This window comes from Thioalkalivibrio sulfidiphilus HL-EbGr7 (assembly GCF_000021985.1).
GTDB classification, from domain to species: domain Bacteria; phylum Pseudomonadota; class Gammaproteobacteria; order Ectothiorhodospirales; family Ectothiorhodospiraceae; genus Thioalkalivibrio_A; species Thioalkalivibrio_A sulfidiphilus.
Genome location: NC_011901.1, coordinates 936907 through 956196, shown reverse-complemented (window position 1 = coordinate 956196; position 19290 = coordinate 936907). Strand labels below are relative to the sequence as shown.

Sequence of the window (19290 nt, the reverse complement as noted above, 5' to 3'; positions counted from 1 at the left end):
AGCCACGAAACTGCACCAGACATCGAGTCAAATCATCATGATGAGATACAACCCCACTCGGATGTTAGTAAACGTCGAAATTCTGGTCGCGGACTCAAACAATTTATTCTCTACACAATCCTTGCATTGCCTGTCTTAGCACTGTTGATGTATTGGCTGGGCGGCACGCCCCGTGACACCGGCTACCAGGACCTGCCCTGGCAGGTGGAGGTCTCCCCGGACGGCCGGACCGCCCGGGTGTTCGAGATCACCCTCGGCGAGACCCCCCTCAACGAGGTGCGCCAGAAGCTGCGCCTGCTGCCGAGCATCGGCCTGTTCACCCTGCCCGACGGCAGCCGCACCCTGGAGGCCTACTTCAGCTCCGTGAAGCTCGGCCCCTTCGAGGCCAACCTGGTCACCCTGCTGGATGCAGACGAGGCCTTCGTGGAACGCATCGTGGCGGAAGGCATCAGCAACCGGCCCATGCCCAGCGGCGCCCGGCGCCTGGAACTCTCCGAGGCCATGACCGAGGCCGCCCTGGCCCTGCCGGTGCGCGAGATCACCTACGTGCCCCGCGCCCGCTACGACGCGGAGGTGGTGCTGCGCCGCTTCGGCGAACCGGCCCAGCGCCTGCCGGTGATGGACGGACGCCAGTACTGGCTGTACCCGGACAAGGGCCTGGTGCTGATGCTCAACGACCGGGGCCGGGACATGCTGCACTACTCCCCGCCTGCGGACTTCGCCTCGGTGCGCGACCGCATCCTGCGGGGCGAGGGCCTGGAATCCCTGGTCCAGTAAGCACCCGAGCGTGAGTCAAGGCAGCGCCCCTTTCTGGGAGACCACGCCCCTGGCGCAGATGAGCCAGGCCCAGTGGGAATCCCTGTGCGACGGCTGCGGACGCTGCTGCCTGCACAAGCTGGAGGACGAGGACACCGGCGAGATCTACCACACCGCCGTGGCCTGCCGCCTGCTGGACCTGGAGACCTGCCGCTGCAGCGACTACGCGCACCGCAAACAGCGGGTGCCCGACTGCATCCAGCTCACCCCCGCCGACATCCCCGCCTTCCACTGGCTGCCACCCAGCTGCGCCTACCGGCGGGTGGCCGAGGGTCGCGGGCTCGCGCCCTGGCACCCCCTGGTGAGCGGCGACCCGGACAGCGTGCACCGGGCCGGCGTCTCGGTGCGCGGCCGGGTGGTGAGCGAGGACGAGGGCGACCCCCTTGAGACACGCATCGTGGTGTGGCCGGGCCGGGACGTGTAAATTTGTCTGACAGGCCGTCGCCGACGGCCTAGCCCGCATATCTCACCACCCTTCGTAGCGAGGGCGTCGAGATGCCGCTGTGACGGGGCGCGCGGAGCGGAAGACGGCGCAGGCGTAGCCGACACTACGTCAAGCCGGCTGCAGGGAGCACGCCCCGTCACAGCGCGCAGATCGGCGGCCGCAGTAGAAGGGTGGTGAGATATGCGGGCTAGGCGCGGGCACGAAGGGCAGGACAGCCCGACGGCACGAGCCACTGCCAGTGAAAAAACCAACAGGAGCGTGGATGTCCAACCCAGGGGAGCACGAGATCGCCATCGTCGGCGCCGGCATGGCCGGCATGTCCTGTGCCGTGGGCCTGGCCCTGGGTGACCGCAGTGCGGTGGTGCTCGAGACCTCGGGGCATCCGGGCGGGCGCATGGACGGCCTGCGCACCCAGGGCTTTGAATTCGACGCCGGCGCCCAGTACTTCACCGTGCGCGACCCGGTGTTTCGCAGCTACGTGGACACCTGGCTTTCGGGTCAGCGGGTGATGCCCTGGCGGGGCTGGGTGGTGGAACTGGACCGGGGGGACTTCATCAGCCGGGAATCCGCGGAACGCTACGTGGCCCAGCCGAGCATGGGCGCCCTGGTGCGCCACCTGGCGGAATTCTGCGACGTGCGCGAACACCAGGCCGTGGCCAGGGCCGATCGCGTCGATGGCCTGTGGCGGCTGCGTGACGGCCGGGGCGTGGAACTGGCCCGCTGCCGGGAACTGGTGCTCGCCCTGCCCGCGCCCATGGCCCTGGACATCCTCGGCGATGCCGCGCCGCAGGTGAGCACGCGCCTGGCCCACTTCGAGACCACCTCCTGCTGGGCGGTGATGCTGGGCTTCGACGAGCCCCTGCCGGTGCCCTTCGATGCCGCCTATGTGAACCAGTCGCCGCTTGCCTGGGTGGCGCGCAACAACAGCAAGCCGGGCCGGGTGCAGCGGGAGGCGTGGGTGCTGCACGCCACCCCCGAGTGGTCAGTCGGCCACGAGGACCTCAGCGACTCCGAGGTGCTGGCCCACCTGCTGCGGGCCCTGGAGACGGCCCTAGGCATCGAGAGCTTGGAACCGGTGTTCACCGAGGCGCGCTTCTGGCCCCACGCCGCCCCCATCCACACCCTGGGCGAGCCCTTCCTGCGCGACGCGTCCCTGGGCCTGTCCCTGTGCGGCGACTGGTGCCTGGCCCCCCGGGTGGAGGCCGCCTTCCTGAGCGGTCACGCCCTGTCCGAGCGCCTGTTGCAACCCTGAGGATCAGGCCTGACCGGCGAACAGCTCCGGGCCGTAGCCGCCGCGCCGGCGCAGATAGGCTATGAGCCTGTCCTCGAAGTCCGCCGGCACCGAACCCCGCACCGCATCCAATTCGGCCAGCGCCTGCCACCAGCGGTGCAGGCGCGGATAGTCATCATCATCGAACAGGCGGTGGCGGCGGTTGAGGATGGCGTAGCGCATCAGCAGCGGCGCGCAGGTGGAATCCACCAGGCTGAAGTGCGCGCCGTTGAACCAGGGTCCGTCGCCCAGTTTCTGCTCCAGGCGCGCGAGCTGCGCCAGCACCCGGTGATGGGCCTCCTCGAAGGCCTGGGCATCGCTGGCCACCATCAGCCCGTACTGGTCCATGATGCACTGGGAACCGTACTCCACCCAGCCCCGGTCCAGGGCCCGGGCCAGCGGGTCGTCCTGCTGCAGCCGCGGCGGGGTGATGTCGTCGACGAACTCGTTGATCACCGCCGATTCGAACAGCACCGTCTCCCCGTCCACGATCAGCAGCGGCACCTTGCCGAGCGGCGAGATCTCCAGGAACCACCCCGGCGGGTTCTCCAGGTCGATGTACTCGATGTCAAAGTCCACCTGCTTGTAGCGCAGGGTGATGACGCTGCGTTGCACGAAGGGACACAGGTCGAAGCTGACGAGTTTCAGGTGCATGGTCGTGGGGCCGGTGTGAGTGGAAAGATCCTCATCATAGCCGATGGTACTTGCGGCGAAAGGCGATTTGCCGCAGAGACGCGGAGGCGCAGAGGAATTGCGCAGGAACAAAACGTCTCTACTGGGCACAAAGGCACGCGATGCTATCCTTGCCACTTGCCACTTGCCACTTGCCACTTGCCACTTGCCACTTGCCACTTGCCACTTGCCACTTGCCACTTGCCACTTGCCACTTGCCACTTGCCACTTGCCCTCATGGACTCACAACGCATCGACAAATGGCTCTGGGCCGCGCGCTTCTTCAAGACCCGGGCGCTGGCCGCCGAGGCGGTCAGCGGCGGCAAGGTGCACGTGGGCGGCGAGCGGGTCAAACCCGCCCGGGCGGTGCGCCCCGGAGAGCACCTGCGCATCACCCGCGGGCAGGAGACCTGGGAGGTGGAGATCCTGGGGCTGAACGAACAACGCCGGCCCGCCGCCGAGGCCCAGCGACTGTACGCGGAGCGCCCCGAGAGCCGCGCCCGGCGCGAGGCCGAAGCGGAACAACGCCGCCTGCTGCACGCCGCCACACCCCACATGGACCATCGGCCGGACAAGCGGGAAAGACGCCAGTTGAGGAAACTCCTTGGGAAGTGAGAACGGGGAAGTGAGAAGTGGGAAGTGGGAATTGGGAAGTGGGAATTGGGAAGTGCGAAGTGAAAAGCCTGTACTTCCTACTTCCCAATTCCCACTTCATACTTCATCTCGCACTTCCCAATTCACACTTCGTACTTCCTTTCCCAATTCACACTTCGTACTTCACAGATGCGCCCCGTCACCCCCCTCATCGCCGTCGACCTGATCATCCGCCTGGCGGAAGACCCGCACAGCATCGTGCTGATCGAGCGGCGCAACCCGCCCCATGGCTGGGCCCTGCCCGGGGGCTTCGTGGACGTGGGCGAGACGCTGGAGGCGGCCGCGGTGCGCGAGGCCCGGGAGGAGACCTGCCTGGAGGTGCGGCTGGAGGCCCTGCTGGGCTGCTATTCGGACCCGGCGCGGGATCCGCGTGGGCACACGGTGAGCGCGGTCTACGTGGCCAAGGGCCGGGGTGAACCCCGGGCGGCGGATGATGCCCGCAACCTCAGGTGCGTGGATGCCCGCGACACCGGCCTGCCCCTGGTGTTCGACCACGGCACGATCCTGGCCGACTACCTGAGATGGCTCAAAACGGGAGAGGGAAAGAAACTCGGGGAAGACCGGATGACGGGTGGATCGGCCTGATTCATGCTTCGGCCTTCCACCTTCATCCTTGAAGAAAATGGCGCTCCCTAGGGGACTCGAACCCCTGTTTTCGCCGTGAGAGGGCGACGTCCTAGACCGCTAGACGAAGGGAGCGTAGTGACTACGCGTGCAGCAAAGCTGGTATTATAACCGGCCAATGGAGCAGCACAATACAGCAACCCCCAATCACGTCTCGTCCCCCGATGCCAGCCCGGCGTCGCCGGCGATCATTCCCCGCGCCGAACACGGGGTTTCCCGCGCCAACATCAGCAAGAGCGCCCTGAAGGTGCTCTACCGCCTGCGCGAGGCGGGCTTTCGCGCCTGTCTGGTGGGCGGCGGGGTGCGCGACCTGCTGCTGGGGCGCGAGCCCAAGGACTTCGACGTGGCCACCGACGCCCATCCCGAGCAGGTGCGCCAGCTGTTTCGCAACTGCCGGCTGATCGGCCGGCGCTTCCGCCTCGCCCACGTGCAGTTCGGCCGCGAGATCATCGAGGTGGCCACCTTCCGCGCCCCCCACGAGGTGCTCAACGGCGACGATGACGAGGAGTTCAACGGCGACGCCCTGGTGGAGGACGGCCGCATCATCCGCGACAACGTCTACGGCACCATCGAGCAGGACGCCTGGCGCCGGGACTTCACCATCAACGCCCTGTACTACGACATCGAGGACTTCTCGGTGGTGGACTACGCCGGCGGCATGGCGGACCTGAAGGCCGGCGTGCTGCGCCTGATCGGCGACCCGGAGGTGCGCTTCCGGGAAGACCCGGTGCGCATGCTGCGCGCGGTGCGCTTTGCCGGCAAGCTGGGATTCCGCCTCGACATCGCCTGCGAGCAGGCCATCCCGCGCATGGCGGGCCTGCTGGAGGAAGTGGCCCCGGCACGGCTGTTCGACGAGGCCATCAAGCTGTTTCACAGCGGCTACGGGCTGCAGACCTTCGAGATGCTGCGCCGCCACGACCTGTTCCGCTTCCTGTTCCCGGCCACCGAGGAGGCCCTGTCCCACGAGGAGCAGGGCTTCCCCATCACCTTCGTGGCCAATGCCCTGAAGAGCACCGATGCGCGCATCCAGGAGGGCAAAGGGGTCAATCCCGCCTTCCTGTACGCGGTCATGCTCTGGGAGCCGGTGCGCCGCCTGGCCGACCGGCTCATGGAGAACGGCGAGCTGCCCTGGCTGGTGGCCCTGCAGCAGGCGGGCACGGCGGTGCTGGCCGACCAGTGCGCCCACATCGCCATCCCCAAGCGCATCAGCCTGCCCATGCGCGAGATCTGGGAGATGCAGCCGCGCCTGGAACAGCGCCGCGGCGCCCGGGCCCTGCGCCTGATGACCCACCCCCGTTTCCGCGCCGCCTATGATTTCTACTGCCTGCGCGCCCAGTCCGGCGAGGCCCTGGAAGAGGGCTGTAACTGGTGGACCCGCATCCAGGAGGTGGACGAGGCCGAACAGCGCCACATGGCCGGCATGGACCGCCCCGGCGGTGGTGGTGGCGGCGGCGGACGGCGCAAGCGTCGCCGGCGGCCGCGCCGCTCCGATGGCAACCCCGCCGAACCCCAGTGAGCGGCGTACTGGCCTACATCGGTCTTGGCAGCAACCTCCAGGACCCCGTCGATCAGGTCGCCCGGGCGCTCACGGCCCTGGCCGACCTGCCCGAGACCCGCTGCGTGGCGCGCTCCGCCCTGTACGCCAGTCCGCCCATGGGTCCCCAGGACCAGCCCGACTACATCAACGCCGTCGCCTGCCTGTCCACGGCGCTTGCGCCCCGGGACCTGCTGGCCAGCCTGCAGGCCATCGAACGGGCCCACGGCCGGGTGCGTAACGGCACCCGCTGGGGACCGCGCACCCTGGACCTGGACATCCTGCTCTACGGGGGGCGCCAGATCCACGAGCCGGGCCTGAGCGTGCCCCACCCCGGCATCCCGGAACGCCCCTTCGTGGTCCATCCGCTGGCGGAGATCGCGCCCAGGGACCTGGTACTGCCCGGTCACGGCCCCCTGGCCCTGCTGCTCAGCCGCTGCCCGCAGGGCGACCTGCGTCGCCTGGAGCCCGTGCCCGCGTGAGCGAGAAGACGCCCTCCTACATCGTGGTGGAAGGCCCCATCGGCGTGGGCAAGACCAGCCTCGCCCGGCGCCTGGCCGAGACCCTCAACGCGGAGCTGCTGCTGGAGGCCCCGGAGGAGAACCCCTTCCTGGAGCGCTTCTACCAGGATCCCAGGGGCGCGGCCCTGCCCACCCAGCTGTTCTTCCTCATGCAGCGGGTACGCCAGATGGCGGAACTGCGCCAGGGGGACATCTTCAAGCCGGTGCGGGTGTCGGATTTTCTCATCGAGAAGGACCGCCTGTTCGCCCAGGTGACCCTGGACGACGACGAGCACAGCCTCTACGAGCAGGTCTACAGCCAGATGACCCTGGACGCCCCCAAGCCGGACCTGGTGATCTACCTCCAGGCCCCGGTGGAGGTGCTCCTGGAGCGCATCGCCCGGCGCGGGCGGGGCTACGAGCGGCTCATGGACAGCGCCTACCTGCACCGCCTGAGCGAGGCCTACGCCAGTTTCTTCTATCATTACGAGGACGCGCCGCTGTTGATCGTCAATGCCAGCGGCATCGACTGGGTCAACCGCGACGAGGACTTCCAGCAGCTGCTGGACTTCATGCGCGGCGTGAGCGCCGGTCGCCACTACTTCAATCCCCTGCCCTTCGCGATGTGAGCGCAGCGCGGACGGCCAGCGAGCCAGAGACTTCATGAGCGTACACAGCCCACAGACCCGCATCACCACCCGCCGCCTGCAGGAGATGCGCGCCAGCCGCACCCCCATCGCCTGCCTGACCGCCTACGACGCGGGCTTTGCCGCCGTGCTGGATGCGGCCGGCGTGGACGTGGTGCTGGTGGGGGATTCCCTGGGCATGGTGGTGCAGGGGCTGGAAACCACCGTGCCCGTGACCCTGGAACACATGATCTACCACACGAGCCTCGCCGCCCGGGGCACCCGGCGCGCCCTGCTCATGGCGGACATGCCCTTCATGAGCTACGCCAGCCCCGAACAGGCCCTGGCCAATGCGGCGCGCCTGATACAGGAAGGCGGCGCACAGATGGTCAAGCTGGAAGGCGACGGCGCCCAGGAGGCGGTGGTGGCCAGCCTGTCGCGCCACGGCATCCCGGTGTGCGCCCACCTGGGCCTGCGCCCCCAGTACATCCACAAGCTGGGCGGCTATCGGGTGCAGGGTCGGGACAGCCACGCCGCCGAACGCATGATCCACGACGCCGTGGCCCTGCAGAACGCCGGTGCCGACCTGCTGCTGCTCGAATGCGTGCCCGCCCTGCTGGCCGCCGAGATCCGTGGCATGGTGGATATCCCGGTGATCGGCATCGGCGCCGGGGTGGAGTGCGACGGGCAGATCCTGGTACTCCAGGATGTGCTGGGCATGACCGCCCGGCCGCCCAGGTTCACCAAGGACTTCCTGGCCGAGGCGGGCAGCATCCGCGGCGCCGTGGAGGCCTACGTGAGCGCGGTGCGGGAACGGCGCTTCCCCGGCCCCGAACACGGCTTTTCGGCCTGACCCCCATGCAGACGGTGCACACCCGCGCGGCCCTGGCCGCGGCGCTCGACCCTTGGCGTCGCGCCGGCGAGCGCATCGCCCTGGTGCCCACCATGGGCAACCTGCACGCCGGCCACCTGGCCCTGGTGCGCCGCGCCCGGGCCGAGGCGGACCGGGTGGTGGCCACCATCTTCGTCAATCCCCTGCAGTTCGACCGGCCCGAGGACCTGGCCGCCTACCCGCGCACCCTGGAAGCGGACGCCGCCGCCCTGGCCGGGGCCGGGGTGGATCTGCTGTTCGCCCCTGCCGAGCAGGAGGTCTATCCCCGGGGCCGCGACGGGGTCACCCGGGTGGAAGTGCCCGGGCTCGGGGATGAACTGGAGGGCGCACACCGGCCAGGGCACTTCATCGGCGTGGCCACGGTGGTGTGCAAGCTGTTTGCCATGACGCGCCCGGACGTGGCGGTGTTCGGCGAGAAGGATTTCCAGCAGCTGCTGATCATCCGCACCATGAACGCCGACCTGGACCTGGGGGTGCGCGTGCTGTCCGAGCCCACGGTGCGCGAGCCGGACGGGCTGGCCATGAGCTCCCGCAACGGCTACCTGGGCCCCGAGGACCGGGCCCGGGCCCCGGCCCTGCACGCCGCCCTGCGCGCGCTTGCCGGCGCGCTGGAGCGGGGCGAGCGGGATTTTCCGGCCCTGGAGCAGGCCGCAAGGTCACAGATCGAGGCCGCCGGGCTGCGGCCCGAGTACGTCAGCCTGCGGCGCCGGCAGGACCTGGACCTGCCCGGCCCCGGGGACCGGGAACTGGTGATACTGGCGGCCGCCTGGTGCGGCCCCGCGCGGCTGATCGACAACCTGCCCGTGGATTTGCCGCCCTCCGGCTGATCCCTCATAATGTGACCCCCGCGGCAAATTGCACGCGTCGCGCCCCCGGCGGGAGAAATGACATGCTGCTGACCCTGCTCAAATGCAAGCTTCACAAGGCCACCGTGACCCACTCCGAACTGGAGTACGAGGGTTCGTGCGCCATTGACGGGGATCTGCTGGACGCCGCCGGCATCCTGCCCTACGAACAGATCCAGATCTACAACATCGCCAACGGCGAGCGTTTCACCACCTACGCGATCCGCGCCGAGGCGGGCAGCCGGGTGATCTCGGTCAACGGTGCCGCCGCCCACAAGGCAAACCCCGGCGACCGGGTGATCATCTGTGCCTATGGCCAGCTGCCCAGGGAAGAGGCCGCCCGCTTCCATCCGCGCCTGGTCTACCTGGACGCGGACAACCGCATCGTGCGCACCGGCAGCGACATCCCGGTTCAGGCCGCGTAACTGACGTCGGAAGCCCGTAGGTCGGGCTTCAGCCCGACTGCACCGTCTCCCGGAGCCACGGCTGTCGGGCTGAAACCCGACCTACGACTCACTTCCCACCTGGTTTCAGGCAGTCCTCCCGCCACAGACACCCCAACTGGCCGCAGCTGTCCACATAATCGGTGCCGAAGCAGGCGAAGTTGCCCTCGGTGGTCTGGATGGTGCGGATCAACTCGGTCTTGTTGAGCTTGCCGGGCTTGATCTCCAGGCCCTTGGCGATTTCACGGATCGACTGTACGTTCATGCGTGGTTTCCCTCTGATGCACTGCTGTGGTGGCCGCCAGCATCGTCCATCGACGCCGGCGGTTCCTTGACAATCAGCAAGTTTCGTACCTGAACCCGTCAGCCTGCCCGGCGGCCGTGACAGGCCGATGACGCACCGATAACGACAAAGGCCGTCTCAGTGCGCACCGCTTCGGTGCGCACTGAGACGGCCTTTGTCGAAGTGGGAAGTGTGAATTGGGAAGTGCGAACGACAGTACTTCACTTCCCACTTCTCAATTCCCACTTCTCACTTCAGTTCCCACTTCACCCCGTGTTGCGCATCCCCGCCGCGATGGCGTTGATGGAGCGCAGCAGCGGACTGATCCACGGATCCTGTTCCGCCTCCGGCTGGCGCTCGTGGAGTTCACGGTGCCGGCGCAGCAGGGTGATCTGGATGTGGTTCAGGGGATCCATGTAGGGGTTGCGGCGCATCAGGGACAGGGCCAGGGTCGGATTCTCGTCCAGCAGGGTCTGGGTGTCGGCCACGTTGAGCACCTGGGTGACGGTGCGCTCGAATTCCTCGTGAATGCGCCCGAACACGCGTTTCGCCAGTTCCGGGTCGTGGCACAGCCGGGCGTATTCCTCGGCGGTGCGCATGTCCGCCTTGGTCAGCGCCATCTGGCAGTTGGACAGCAGCGAGCGGAAGAACGGCCACTCGTTGTACATAGTCTGTAGCTTGGCCAGGCGGCTCGGGTCGTTCTGACGCCAACGCTCCAGGGCCGTGCCGATGCCGTACCAGGCCGGCAGGGTGTGGCGGGACTGGGCCCAGCCGAACACCCAGGGGATGGCCCGGATGGAGCTCTTGGAACGGTCTGCCTTGCGCCGGTGGGAGGGGCGCGAGCCGATGTTCAGCTGCCCGATCTCCTGCACCGGGGTGATTTCGTAGAAGTAGTCCAGCACGCCCTCGGTGCGGTCGGTGAGGTCCCGGTAGGCCTCCTCGCCCAGCGCCGCCAGCTCGTCCATGATGCCCAGATAATCGCGCCGGTCCATGGGCGGGTTGTCGATCAGGCAGCGGCTGGCCTTGATCAGGCCGGTGGCGCCCATGCTCAGCTCGTAGACCGCCGTCTCCACGTTGGAATACTTGTAGGAGAGTACCTCGCCCTGCTCGGTGAACTTGATCTGGCCGTGCACCGTGCCCGGCGGCTGGGCCAGGATGGATTCGTGGGTGGGACCGCCGCCCCGGCCGATGGTACCGCCCCGGCCGTGGAACAGACGGCAGGCCACGTGGTGGGCGCCGGTGATGCGCAGGATCTTCTGCTGGGCCTCGTAGAGATTCCAGCTGGAGGCCAGGATGCCGCCGTCCTTGCAGGAATCGGAGTAGCCCAGCATCACCTCCTGCAGGTTGCCGGAGGCCTTGAGCATGCGCGCGTACACCGGCTGGGTGAGCAGGTCCTCCAGCACCTCCTCGATGTGGCGCAGGTCCTCGATGGTCTCGAACAGGGGCGAGACGCGGATCTGGCAGAAGCACTCGCCGGCCTCGTTGCGCCCCGCCAGGCCGGCCAGGCGCGCCAGGAACATCACCTCCATCACGTGGGAAGCGGCGTGGGTCATGGAGATCACGTAGGTGCCGATGCCCTCGGGGCCCACCTCGGCGCGCATGCGGCCGATCACGTGGAACACCTCCAGGGTCTCCCGGGCGGTCTCGGACAGCGCCTCCCCATCAAGCCTGGGCAGTTCCTCCGCCTCGGCCAGCCGTGCCAGCAGGGCCAGGCGCTCGGGCTCGGAGAGGGCGTCGTAGTCCTCGTTGAGGCCGGTGGCCTTGAGGATCTCGGCCACGGTCTGGCCGTGCACCGTGGACTCCTGGCGGATATCCAGGTGGAACAGGTGAAAGCCGAAGGTCTCCGCCAGGCGGATCAGGTCGGTGAGCTTGCCGGCGGCCACGTTGGCGTCGCCGTGGCTCACCAGGGAATCGTGCATCAGCCGGAGATCGTTGAGCATTTCCGCCGCCGAGGCATAGGCGGAGTTCGCCGGCAGCACGGCATTCTCGCCGTTGAGCCGGCGACGCACGGTGTTCAGGGTCTCCGTGAGCCGGTAGCGCATGATGTAGAGCTTGCGCCGGTAGGGTTCGGTCTCGAAGCGGTCGGCACTGCCCCGGAACACGGCGGTGGCGATGTTGCTGTCCCGCTCCAGGCTCTCCAGGAAGGCCTCGGAGGGCTGGCACATGTACAGGGAATGGGTCAGTTCGTGGCGCAGGGCGCTGACCCGGCGCAGGTATTCGGACAGCACCTGTTCCATGGCCAGGCGACAGGCCAGCTCGGTGACCGCGGGGGTGACGTTCGGGTTGCCGTCCCGGTCACCGCCGATCCAGGAGCCGAAGCGCAGGAAGCTCGGCACCCGCACCCGGGGATTGCCGGCCTCGTCGTTGCCGTAGGTGCGGCGGATGGCCTTCTCCAGGAAGCGATAAGTGATGGGCACCGCGTTGAACAGGCTCTCCTCGAAATAGAACAGGCCGTACTTGATCTCGTCCTGCACCTGGGGCTTTTTCACGCGCACCTCGTTGGTGCGCCAGAGCACCTGGATGCGGGTCTCCAGCTCCTGGGTCAGCTCCTCGCGTTCCTCGCGGCCCAGGCGTCGGTCGTTGAGCCGGTCGGCGGCCAGGAAGATGCGTCGCTGGGCCTCCATCACCGTGCGCCGGCGGGCCTCGGTGGGATGGGCGGTGAACACGGGGACGTAGGCCAACTGATCCAGCAGCCGCTGCAGGCTGTCCGCCGGGATGCCCTGCTCATGCAGCTCACGCAGGGTGTGGTCGAAGGAACCCACCCACAGGGGACCGCCCTCACTCACCTGACGGCGGCGCTCCCGGTAGAGGAAATCCTCCTCGGCGATGTTGGCCAGGCTGAAGTAGGTGCTGAAGGCACGGATGATCAGCTCCAGGCTGTCCGCGTCCAGCTTGTCGATGAAGGCCATAAGCTTGGCGCGCTTGGCGGGATCGTCCTGCTTGCGCAGGGCGATGAAGCCCTTGCGCAGGGTCTCCACGGCGGCCAGGGCGCGTCGCCCCTCCAGGCGCTTGAGCACCTTGCCGAGCAGGTTGCCGAACAGTTTGACCCGGGCGCGGAGTTCCTTGTCCCGGGGCGGCAGATTGACGGGCATCAACTGGTCTTCTTTCATAGGGGATCGCGCGGCCGTCCGTGGCGCGACGTCCCGTGCCGCTGTGGCGCAAGGCCCAGTGGCACGGCGAGGAGTCGGCTGGGAACGGACCGCTTGGCGTGGATCAGCCGGGCATTATACCCGCAAACCCCACCTCTCGTCAGGACACCAGGTCCTTGTAGAGGTCCAGGTAGGCCTCTGCGCTGCGTCCCCAGCTGAAATCCTGGGCCATGCCGGCCTGCATCAGGCGCTTCCAGCACGCCGGATCGTGGTACAGGGCGAGGGCGCGGGCCAGGGCATCGGCCAGGGCCTGGGGCGTGGCCTCGTCGAACTGGATGCCGGTGGCGTCCCGGGCCGCCAGGTGTGCGGGATCGGCATCCACCACGGTGTCCGCCAGCCCGCCGGTGTTGCGCACCACCGGCACGGTGCCGTAGCGCAGGCTGTACATCTGGTTCAGCCCGCAGGGCTCGAAGCGCGAGGGCATGACGAAGATGTCCGCCCCGGCCTCCAGCTGGTGGGCCAGCGGCTCGCTGTAACCGATGTGCAGGCCCATGTGCTCGGGGTAGCGTTCCGCCAGGCTCCGGGCGGTCTGCTCCAGGGTCGCATCCCCGGAACCCACCACCACCAGCTGCGCCTCGCCGGCGGCCAGCAGGGGCTCGGCGGCCTTGAGCAGCAGGTCTACCCCCTTTTGCGCCACCATGCGCCCCACGTGGCCCAGCAGCGGAATGCCGCTGTGGCAGGGCAGCTTGAAGTGATGCTGCAGGGCCGCCTTGCAGCGCGCCTTGCCGGACAGGTCGTCGGCGCTGTAGCGGGCCACCAGGTGTCTGTCCTTGCCCGGATCCCATTCCCTGTAATCCACGCCGTTGAGAATGCCCGTGAGCACCCCGGCGCGATGATTGAGCAGGCCGTCCAGGCCGAAGCCCTGCTGGGGGGTGAGGATCTCCCGGGCGTAGCTGGGGCTCACCGTGGTGATATGGTCGGCGAAACCGATGCCGCCCTTGATGAAGGACAGCTTGCCGTGAAACTCCAGGCCCTGGTAATGCCAGAGCTGCGGCGGCAGGTTCAGGGCATCGAAGGCATGGCGCGGGAACAACCCCTGGTAGGCCAGGTTGTGGATGGTGAACACGGTGGCCGGGCGTGATTCATGCATGGACAGCATCAGGGGTGCGAGACCCGCCTGCCAGTCGTTGCAATGCACCACATCGGGGCGCCAGTCCAGTCCGGCGCGGTCCAGTGCCAGGTGTTCGATCAGGCGCGCGAACAGGCCGAAGCGCAGGTAGTTGTCCTGCCAGTCGTGGCCGTCCGGGGCGCGGTAGGGATCGCCGGCGCGCCGGAACAGGCGCGGTGCGTCCACCAGCCACAGGGGCACACGGCTGCCCGGCAGGGTGCCGGAGAGCAGGGTCACGGTGTCACCTGGGAAACCCGGCAGCTGCAGCGTGGTCACCTGTTCCAGGTCACCCGCCTTGTCCAGCACCGAGCCGTAGGCGGGCATGACCACGCGCACATCCTGGCGCAGGCGCTTGAGGGCCTGGGGCAGACTGGCGCTGACATCGGCCAGTCCACCGGTCTTGATCAGGGGATGGACCTCACTGCTGGCGAACAGGATGCGCATGGATGGCGGAGACTCCCGGTGCGGCGTGACTGGATCGATAGCGTAACAGGCAATGGTGTAGGCTCATGATAAAGAAACCCGGACGAGGTGCACACATGCGCATGGCAATGGTGGGACTGGGCCGCATGGGCGGCAACATGGCGCGGCGTCTGCTGCGCGGCGGCATCCAGGTGGTGGGCTTCAACCGCACCCGCGCCGTGGCCGAGCAACTGGCCGAGGAAGACGGGCTGATCGTCGCCGACAACCTGGCCGACGCGGTGGCGCGCCTGGACGCCCCCCGGGTGGTATGGCTGATGCTGCCGGCGGGTTCGGCCACCGAGTCGCACCTGGACGAACTGATCCCGCTGCTGGACCCGGGCGACGTGGTGGTGGACGGCGGCAATGCCAATTACCACGACAGCGAACGCCGCGCCCGGCGTCTGGCGGATCACGATATCGAGTTCGTGGACGCCGGCACCTCCGGCGGCATCTGGGGCCTGGACAACGGCTACTGCCTGATGGTCGGTGGCAGCGAGCGCGCCGTGCGCGCGATCGAACCGGCGCTGAAAGCACTGGCCCCCGCACAGGACCGCGGCTGGGCCCACGTGGGACCGGCCGGTGCCGGACACTTCACCAAGATGATCCACAACGGCATCGAGTACGGCATGATGCAGGCCTTCGCCGAAGGCTTCGCCCTGCTCAAGGGCAAACAGGCTTACCACCTGGACCTGGCCCAGATCGCCGAACTCTGGCGTCACGGTTCCGTGGTGCGCAGCTGGCTGCTGGATCTGACCGCCGACACCCTGGCGCAGGACCAGGTGCTTGCGGACATCGCGCCGGTGGTGGCCGATTCCGGCGAGGGACGCTGGACCGCCAAGGAGGCCATCGACCAGGGCGTGGCCGCGCCGGTGATCTCCATGGCGCTGGCCATGCGCTTCGCCAGCCAGGACGCCGAGGGCTACGGCAACCGGGTGCTGGCCATGATGCGCAACGCCTTCGGCGGCCATGCGGTGGAAAAGAAATGACGCGGCAATCTCTCCCCTCGAGTCACAACCAAAACAATGGACAGGATGAACAGGATTTTTCAGGATTTACAAGATCGGCAAATCGGTGGATGACCGCAGGCCATTCACAGATTCCTGTTCTTCCTGAGAATCCTGTCAATCCTGTCGAGGTTCTGTCTTTTTATCAGCGCCACCAGCTCACCACGATCAACTCCGACGATGTGACCACGGAATTCGGACCATGACCGACGCCTGCACCTTCGTGATCTTCGGCGCCACGGGCAACCTGGCCCAGAACAAGCTGCTGCCCGCCCTGTATCACCTGGAAGAGGCGGGCCGGCTGCCGGACAAGGCGGTGGTGCTGGGCGTGGGCCGGCGCGACTGGGATGACGAGGCCTGGCGCCGCGAGGTGGAAGACACACTCGCCCCGCGGGCGCGCAACGGCGGTCTGGACAAAGCGGTGTTCAAGCGCTTTCGCCAACGCCTCTATTTCAGCCCCGGCGATCTCAACGACAAGGCCACCTACCAGGCCCTGCGCGAGCGCATCGAGCACAGCACCGAACTGCCGGAGAACGTGATCTTCTACATGGCCATCCGCCCGGCGGAGTTCGGCACCGTGAGCGCGAATCTGGCCAAGGTGGGCCTGCACAAGCAGACCAACGGCTGGCGCCGCCTGGTGGTGGAAAAGCCCTTCGGCTACGACCTGGAGAGCGCGCAGATCCTGGACGACCGGCTGCACCGGCATTTCACCGAGGAGCAGATCTTTCGCATCGACCACTACCTGGGCAAGGGCACCATCCAGAACATCCTGGTGTTCCGCTTCGCCAACCTGCTGCTGGAACCCCTGTGGAACCGCAACTACATCGACCACGTGCAGATCTCCCACGCCGAGGCCCGGGGCATCGAGGGGCGCGCCGATTACTACGACGGTGCCGGCGCCCTGCGCGACATGATCCAGAGCCACCTGCTGCAGATGCTCACCCTGGTGGCCATGGAGCCGCCAGCACTGCTGGACGGCGAGGCCCTGCGCGACGAGAAGGTGAAGGTGCTGCGCTCCATCCGCCCCATCCCCCAGAGCGCCGTGCATGCCCACGCCTTCCGCGCCCAGTACACCCGGGGACAGCGGGGCGGCGAGAAGCTGCCAGGCTACCTGGAGGAGAAGGCCGTGCCGGCCAACAGCACCACCGAGACCTTCGCGGCGCTCAAGCTCTACATCGACAACTGGCGCTGGCGCAACGTGCCCTTCTACCTGCGCACCGGCAAGGCCATGGAGCGCAACAGCTCCATGGTCAGCATCCGCTTCAAGCACCCGCCCCAGCAGCTGTTCCGCGAGACCGCCATCGAGAGCCTCAAGCCCAACTGGATCCTCATGGGCATCCAGCCGGACGAGTGCCTGCGCATCGAGTTACAGGTCAAGCAGACCGGCCTGGAAATGCGCTCCCGCACCACCCAGCTGGACGCGAGCTACTGCCGCGCCGACGAGGTGAAGCTCGACGCCTACGAGGCCCTGCTGCTGGACGTGATCGACGGCGACCACGCTTTATTCCTGCGCTACGACGAGGTGGAATGGGCCTGGCGGGTGGTGGACCCGGTGCTCAAGCTCTGGTCCGTGGAGCGCGACTTCATCCACACCTACCCCGCCGGCAGCTGGGGCCCCCAGGAGGCCAACCGCCTGTTCGACCGCGACGACCAGCGCTGGCGGGATTCAGTGGATGCGGATTAAATCAAGCGCTTCAACGCAAAGGCGCAGAGACGCAAAGCACGCGAAGAAAGTCATGTATAAAAACCTCTCAAGCATCTTTGCGTTCTCTGCGTCTTCGCGTCTTTGCGCTGAATGCTTTTACCCATGCGAAACGAGTCAGGAATCATGACCATGCAGCCGAACAAGACGCGCGCCTGGCAGGCGCTGGCCTCCCATTACGACGCGCTCAAGGACGTGCACATGCGCGAACTGTTTGCCCGGGACCCGCAGCGCTTCGAGCGCTTCTCCCTGCGCTTCGAGGACATCCTGCTGGATTACGCCAAGAACCGCATCACCGCCGAGACCCTGGAGCTGCTCCTGGATCTCGCCCGTGAGTGCGACGTGGAGGGCTGGCGTGCGCGCATGTTCGGCGGCGAGAAGATCAACGTCACCGAGGACCGCGCCGTGCTGCACGTGGCGCTCAGGAACCGCGCCAACCGGCCCATCCGGGTGGACGGCGAGGACGTCATGCCGGAGGTGAATGCCGTGCTCGCGCGCATGGCCGGCTTCACCGAGCGGGTGCGCAGTGGGGACTGGACCGGCCACACCGGCAAGCCCATCCGCCACGTGGTCAACATCGGCATCGGCGGCTCCGACCTGGGGCCGGTGATGGTGTGCGAGGCCCTGCGCCCCTATGGTCATGAACGGCTGAGCATGCACTTCGTCTCCAACGTGGACGGCACCCACATGGCGGAGACCCTCAAGCGCGTCGATCCCGAGACCACCCTGTTCATCATCGCCTCCAAGACCTTCACCACCCAGGAGACGCTCACCAACGCCCACACCGCGCGGCGCTGGTTCCTGGAGCATGCCAGCGACGAGTCCGCCATCGCCAGGCACTTCGTGGCCGTGTCCACCAACCGCGACGGGGTGGTGAAGTTCGGCATCGACCCCGAACACATGTTCGGCTTCTGGGACTGGGTGGGCGGGCGCTATTCCCTGTGGTCCGCCATCGGCCTGCCCATCGCCCTGTACGTGGGCATGGAGCGCTTCGAGGAATTGCTCGAGGGGGCGCACGCCATGGACGAGCACTTCCGCACCGCGCCGCTCGGGGAGAACCTGCCGGTAATCCTCGCCCTGCTGGGCGTCTGGTACGTGAACTTCTTCGAGGCCCACAGCCACGCCATCCTGCCCTACGACCAGTCCATGCTGCGCTTCCCCGCTTACTTCCAGCAGGGCGACATGGAGAGCAACGGCAAGTCCGTGGACCGCCAGGGCCGGCGCGTGCACTACCACACCGGCCCGGTGATCTGGGGCGAGCCGGGCACCAACGGCCAGCACGCCTTCTACCAGCTCATCCACCAGGGCACGCGGCTGGTGCCCTGCGACTTCCTGGCCCCTTGCGAGAGTCATCATCCGGTGGGCGAACACCACCCCATCCTGCTGTCCAACTTCTTCGCCCAGACCGAGGCCCTGATGCGCGGCAAGACCCTGGAAGAGGTGCAGGCCGAGATGCGCGCCGCGGGCATGGACGAGGCCAGCATCGAGCGCGTAGGCCCGCACCGGGTGTTCGAGGGCAACCGCCCCAGCAACTCCATCCTGTTCCGCAGGCTCACGCCCCGCACCCTGGGCAGTCTCGTCGCCCTCTACGAGCACAAGATCTTCGTCCAGGGGGTGATCTGGAACGTCAACTCCTACGACCAGTGGGGCGTGGAACTGGGCAAGCAGCTGGCCAAGACCATCCTGCCGGAGCTCTCCGGCGAGGCGCCGGTGACCGGCCACGATGCCTCCACCAACGGCCTGATCAATCATTACCGCCAGGTGGTGCGCGGGCACTGATCACCCTGCGGGAGCCGGGTTAACCCGCATATCTCACCGGGATCGCGGGAGCAGGCGAAGGATTCGTGTCTGTAGGCGCCGTTCTGGAGCGAAACCCATAGCAATAGCTATGGGTTGAGTGAAGAGCAAGCCTACGGGCGCGAAGACGAACCTGAACCGCGATAGGACACCGGCGGGAACAGACTGTCTGCTGAGGTTGCCGACCATTTCAGTGTATTCCACTTACGTTTCAGCCTGTTGCACGCTCGCCGGTGTCCGACCGGTGAGATATGCGGGTTAATCCCGGCCCGGACCCCGGGCTATACTTGCGCGCTTTCGATTGCCACCAGGAGCGGCCTGCCATGCCCATCGCCAGACTCGCAGGACTGTTCAGCGCCGGCCGCGTCCCCGCTGAACTGGTAGGGCGCCCCCTGGTGCTGGGCACGGCCCCCGGACCTGGAAGCGGCGGAGACCCTGCTGAACGCCCTGGCGTCCCGCTTCGG

At 67.4% G+C, this 19290-nt stretch carries 18 protein-coding genes and 1 tRNA gene; 14 read left to right on the top strand and 5 right to left on the bottom strand.

What is annotated here, in order from left to right:
* The first annotated feature begins 147 nt into the window (after positions 1-147).
* The 3 genes from TGR7_RS04395 to TGR7_RS04385 all read left to right on the top strand — a co-directional run bounded on the left by TGR7_RS04395 (position 148) and on the right by TGR7_RS04385 (position 2513).
* Positions 148-777, top strand: coding sequence for a hypothetical protein (locus TGR7_RS04395; protein ID WP_012637467.1), 630 nt, complete (start codon positions 148-150; stop codon positions 775-777).
* Between the two features lie 10 nt (positions 778-787).
* The gene (locus tag TGR7_RS04390) at positions 788-1240 is read left to right on the top strand and encodes a YcgN family cysteine cluster protein (protein ID WP_012637466.1); all 453 of its coding nucleotides are present in this window, start codon (positions 788-790) and stop codon (positions 1238-1240) included.
* Between the two features lie 283 nt (positions 1241-1523).
* The gene (locus TGR7_RS04385; RefSeq protein WP_012637465.1) at positions 1524-2513 is read left to right on the top strand and encodes an NAD(P)/FAD-dependent oxidoreductase; all 990 of its coding nucleotides are present in this window, start codon (positions 1524-1526) and stop codon (positions 2511-2513) included.
* A 3-nt stretch (positions 2514-2516) separates the two neighbouring features.
* On the opposite strand, the gene TGR7_RS04380 is transcribed toward TGR7_RS04385, so the two are convergent.
* On the bottom strand, positions 2517-3185 hold the full coding sequence (locus TGR7_RS04380; protein WP_012637464.1) for a glutathione S-transferase family protein: 669 nt from the start codon (positions 3183-3185) through the stop codon (positions 2517-2519).
* Positions 3186-3440: 255 nt separating this feature from the next.
* Between TGR7_RS04380 and TGR7_RS04375 the strand changes: the two genes are divergently transcribed.
* Positions 3441-3818, top strand: a complete 378-nt coding sequence (locus tag TGR7_RS04375; RefSeq protein WP_012637463.1) for an RNA-binding S4 domain-containing protein — start codon at positions 3441-3443, stop codon at positions 3816-3818.
* A gap of 168 nt (positions 3819-3986) precedes the next feature.
* Positions 3987-4442: an NUDIX domain-containing protein gene (locus TGR7_RS04370; RefSeq protein ID WP_012637462.1), complete on the top strand. Its 456-nt coding sequence runs from the start codon at positions 3987-3989 to the stop codon at positions 4440-4442.
* A 38-nt stretch (positions 4443-4480) separates the two neighbouring features.
* On the opposite strand, the gene TGR7_RS04365 is transcribed toward TGR7_RS04370, so the two are convergent.
* A tRNA-Glu gene (locus TGR7_RS04365) sits at positions 4481-4556 on the bottom strand.
* Positions 4557-4599: 43 nt separating this feature from the next.
* Between TGR7_RS04365 and pcnB the strand changes: the two genes are divergently transcribed.
* From pcnB to panD, 6 genes are all read left to right on the top strand, one after another.
* Positions 4600-5997, top strand: a complete 1398-nt coding sequence (pcnB, locus tag TGR7_RS04360) for a polynucleotide adenylyltransferase PcnB (protein WP_012637461.1) — start codon at positions 4600-4602, stop codon at positions 5995-5997.
* Positions 5994-6497 carry a 2-amino-4-hydroxy-6-hydroxymethyldihydropteridine diphosphokinase gene (folK, locus tag TGR7_RS04355; RefSeq protein WP_012637460.1) on the top strand — a complete coding sequence of 168 codons (504 nt, stop codon included), beginning with the start codon at positions 5994-5996 and terminating at the stop codon, positions 6495-6497. Before pcnB ends, folK begins: the two co-directional genes overlap by 4 nt.
* On the top strand, positions 6494-7144 hold the full coding sequence (locus tag TGR7_RS04350) for a deoxynucleoside kinase (RefSeq protein ID WP_012637459.1): 651 nt from the start codon (positions 6494-6496) through the stop codon (positions 7142-7144). Before folK ends, TGR7_RS04350 begins: the two co-directional genes overlap by 4 nt.
* A 34-nt stretch (positions 7145-7178) precedes the next feature.
* Positions 7179-7994: a 3-methyl-2-oxobutanoate hydroxymethyltransferase gene (panB, locus tag TGR7_RS04345; RefSeq protein ID WP_012637458.1), complete on the top strand. Its 816-nt coding sequence runs from the start codon at positions 7179-7181 to the stop codon at positions 7992-7994.
* A 5-nt stretch (positions 7995-7999) separates the two neighbouring features.
* Complete coding sequence (gene panC, locus TGR7_RS04340) at positions 8000-8860, top strand: pantoate--beta-alanine ligase (protein ID WP_012637457.1); 861 nt, start codon at positions 8000-8002, stop codon at positions 8858-8860.
* Between the two features lie 62 nt (positions 8861-8922).
* A complete protein-coding gene (gene panD, locus TGR7_RS04335; RefSeq protein WP_012637456.1) occupies positions 8923-9303 on the top strand; it encodes an aspartate 1-decarboxylase in 381 nt (126 codons plus the stop codon).
* An 88-nt stretch (positions 9304-9391) separates the two neighbouring features.
* On the opposite strand, the gene TGR7_RS04330 is transcribed toward panD, so the two are convergent.
* The 3 genes from TGR7_RS04330 to glgA all read right to left on the bottom strand — a co-directional run bounded on the left by TGR7_RS04330 (position 9392) and on the right by glgA (position 14305).
* On the bottom strand, positions 9392-9586 hold the full coding sequence (locus tag TGR7_RS04330) for a hypothetical protein (RefSeq protein WP_012637455.1): 195 nt from the start codon (positions 9584-9586) through the stop codon (positions 9392-9394).
* Positions 9587-9870: 284 nt separating this feature from the next.
* A complete protein-coding gene (ppc, locus tag TGR7_RS04325) occupies positions 9871-12714 on the bottom strand; it encodes a phosphoenolpyruvate carboxylase (RefSeq protein ID WP_012637454.1) in 2844 nt (947 codons plus the stop codon).
* Between the two features lie 139 nt (positions 12715-12853).
* On the bottom strand, positions 12854-14305 hold the full coding sequence (glgA, locus tag TGR7_RS04320) for a glycogen synthase GlgA (protein ID WP_012637453.1): 1452 nt from the start codon (positions 14303-14305) through the stop codon (positions 12854-12856).
* Between the two features lie 95 nt (positions 14306-14400).
* Between glgA and gnd the strand changes: the two genes are divergently transcribed.
* From gnd to pgi, 3 genes are all read left to right on the top strand, one after another.
* On the top strand, positions 14401-15309 hold the full coding sequence (gene gnd, locus TGR7_RS04315; RefSeq protein ID WP_012637452.1) for a phosphogluconate dehydrogenase (NAD(+)-dependent, decarboxylating): 909 nt from the start codon (positions 14401-14403) through the stop codon (positions 15307-15309).
* A gap of 220 nt (positions 15310-15529) precedes the next feature.
* Positions 15530-17011, top strand: coding sequence for a glucose-6-phosphate dehydrogenase (zwf, locus tag TGR7_RS04310; RefSeq protein ID WP_012637451.1), 1482 nt, complete (start codon positions 15530-15532; stop codon positions 17009-17011).
* A gap of 150 nt (positions 17012-17161) precedes the next feature.
* Positions 17162-18808, top strand: coding sequence for a glucose-6-phosphate isomerase (gene pgi / locus TGR7_RS04305; protein WP_012637450.1), 1647 nt, complete (start codon positions 17162-17164; stop codon positions 18806-18808).
* Positions 18809-19290 lie beyond the last annotated feature (482 nt).